At 63.5% G+C, this 2,879-nt stretch carries 1 protein-coding gene; it reads left to right on the top strand.

Annotated elements, in window-relative coordinates:
- Positions 1–207: 207 nt before the first annotated feature.
- Positions 208–2,879, top strand: a 2,672-nt coding sequence (locus tag Q0L57_RS11130) for a hydantoinase/oxoprolinase family protein (RefSeq protein ID WP_296742547.1), incomplete at its 3' end; no start/stop codon positions are given.

Genomic DNA, 2,879 nt, shown 5'->3' with positions numbered 1-2,879 from the left:
AGCGCCGACACAGACGCCAGAATGAGCTTCTTCATGGTATCTCTCCTTCAACAGACGCTCACGTTTCGGTGAGCGGTCGAGGACGAAATGCGCCAGCTGGCCCATGGGTTTCGTAACGTTGCGTTTCCACATGTAATATCGATGCCGATTGCCGGCATCGAATTGGCGAACTAACACAAGACACAGACGACACATTGGACAAGCCGAATGCCGCAAGCAGCTGACAGCAAGAAATGGGATTTCTGGATCGACCGTGGCGGCACCTTCACCGACGTCATCGGCCGCGATCCGCAAGGGTTGCTGCATCCGCGCAAGCTGCTGTCGGAAAACCCGGAAGCCTATGCCGACGCCGCCATACAAGGCATCCGTGACCTGCTTGGGCTGGAAGCCGGCGCCACTATTCCCGCCGACCGGATCGGCGACGTCAAGATGGGCACGACGGTCGCCACAAATGCGCTGCTGGAGCGCAAGGGCGACCGGGTATTGTTGCTCATCAGCAAGGGTTTTCGCGATGCGCTGCGCATCGCCTATCAGGCGCGGCCGGATATCTTCGCCAAGGAGATCATCCTGCCGGAGCAGCTTTACGAGCGGGTGATCGAGATCGACGAACGCGTGCGCGCCGACGGCTGCGTCGAACGGCTGCTCGACATCGCCGCCTGCCGTCCGGCGATCGAACAGGCAAAGGCCGACGGCATCGACGCGGTTGCCATCGTCTTCATGCATGCGTGGAAATATCCTGACCACGAGAGGGCGGTTGCGAAGGTCTGCCGCAAGCTTGGTTTTGGCCAGGTCTCGGTCAGCCACGAGGTTTCGCCGCTGATCAAGCTGGTCGGTCGCGGCGACACAACCGTGGTCGACGCGTATCTTTCACCGATCCTGTCGAGATACGTGCGCAAAGTGGCGGGCGAGTTGGGCGCCGGCCCTCGCCTGATGTTCATGATGTCGTCGGGTGGCCTCACCGCGGCGGACATGTTCCAGGGCAAGGACGCGCTGCTGTCTGGTCCTGCCGGCGGCGTTGTCGGCATGGTCGAGACGGCGAAGCTCGCCGGCTTCGACAAGGTCATCGGCTTCGACATGGGTGGGACATCCACGGACGTCGCCCATTATGACGGTGAATACGAGCGTGCTTTCGACACGGAAGTCGCCGGTGTTCGCATCCGCGCGCCGATGATGCGCATCCACACGGTCGCGGCCGGGGGCGGCTCGATCCTCCATTACGAGGCCGGCCGCTTCCGGGTCGGCCCGGATTCCGCCGGCGCCAATCCCGGGCCTGCCGCCTATAGGCGCGGCGGTCCGCTCGCCGTCACCGACGCCAATGTCATGCTGGGCAAGTTGCAGCCCGATTTCTTCCCGGCGATCTTTGGCGCCGCGCAGGACCAGCCGCTCGACGTGGCCGCCGTGCGCGAGAAATTCGCAGCGCTCGCAGCCGAAATCGGCGATGGACGCTCGCCGGAAGCGGTGGCGGAGGGTTTCGTCACCATCGCCGTCGAGAACATGGCGAACGCCATAAAGAAGATCTCGGTGCAGCGTGGCTACGACGTGACCGAATATCTCTTGAACTGCTTCGGTGGCGCCGGCGGCCAGCACGCCTGCCTGGTCGCCGATGCGCTGGGCATGGAAGCAGTGTTGATCCACCCGTTCTCCGGCCTGCTTTCGGCCTACGGCATCGGGCTGTCATCTGTCTTCGCTTCGCGCCAACAGGCGCTTCTGATGCCGCTTGCCGAAGAGTCCCGCCCGGCGATCGAGGACCTGATTGCGGCGTTGCGCCGAAGCGTCATCGCTGAACTCGGCGAGCAAGGTATTGCGGAGACGACAATCGCCTCGAAACCGGTCCTGCAGATCCGCTATGACGGCACCGATACCGCACTCCCGGTGAGTTTCGAGCATGACTCGATATTCCGTGCACGAAGCGACTTCGAAGCTGCCCACAAGGCCCAGTTCGGCTTCGTCTATGACGACAAGCCGATGATCGTCGAGGCCGTCGGTGTCGAAGGCGTCGACGCCAGCACCGGCGGTCGAGACGAAAGTGAATCAAGTCGCGAAGACCAGGCCGCAAGCCCTTCCCAAACCCGGCAATTCTTCGCAGACGGCGCCTGGCGCGACGCCGGCATCTTCCGTCGCGAGCAACTCAAGCCGGGCTACAGGATCGCCGGCCCCGCGTTGGTCATCGAGCCCAATCAGACCATCGTCGTCGAGCCGGGCTGGCAGGCGGAGATCACGGCAAGGAACCACGTGCTCCTGCGTCGCGTCGAACGGAAGCGCCGGCAGTCCGCGCTCGGCACCGAGGCAGATCCGGTGATGCTGGAGGTCTTCAACAACCTCTTCATGTCGATCGCCGAGCAAATGGGCGTGACGCTGCAGAACACCGCCTACTCCGTCAACATCAAGGAGAGGCTCGATTTCTCCTGCGCCGTGTTCGACCGCCACGGCGCGCTGGTCGCCAACGCGCCGCACATGCCGGTGCATCTCGGCTCCATGGATCGCTCCGTGGAAACCGTCATCCGCCTGAATTCTGGCGATATCCACCCCGGCGACGTCTTCGCGCTCAACGCGCCTTACAATGGCGGCACGCATCTGCCCGACATCACCGTGGTGACCCCGGTGTTCGACGACGCGCGCAGGGAGATCCTGTTCTGGGCGGCTTCTCGAGGCCACCATGCCGATGTCGGCGGCACCGCGCCCGGCTCGATGACGCCTTTGGCGACCACGGTCGATGAGGAAGGCGTGCTGTTCGACAATTTCCGCATCGTCGATCACGGCCGCTTCCGAGAAAAGGAACTTGAGGCGCTGCTGACCGATCATCCCTACCCGGCACGCAATCCGACGCAGAACATCGCCGACCTCAAGGCCCAGATCGCCGCCAACGAAAAGGGCGTCGC

The sequence above is a fragment of the Mesorhizobium sp. genome, assembly GCF_024509055.1.
Lineage (GTDB): Bacteria > Pseudomonadota > Alphaproteobacteria > Rhizobiales > Rhizobiaceae > Mesorhizobium.
This window is presented reverse-complemented; position numbering and strand designations above follow the sequence as displayed.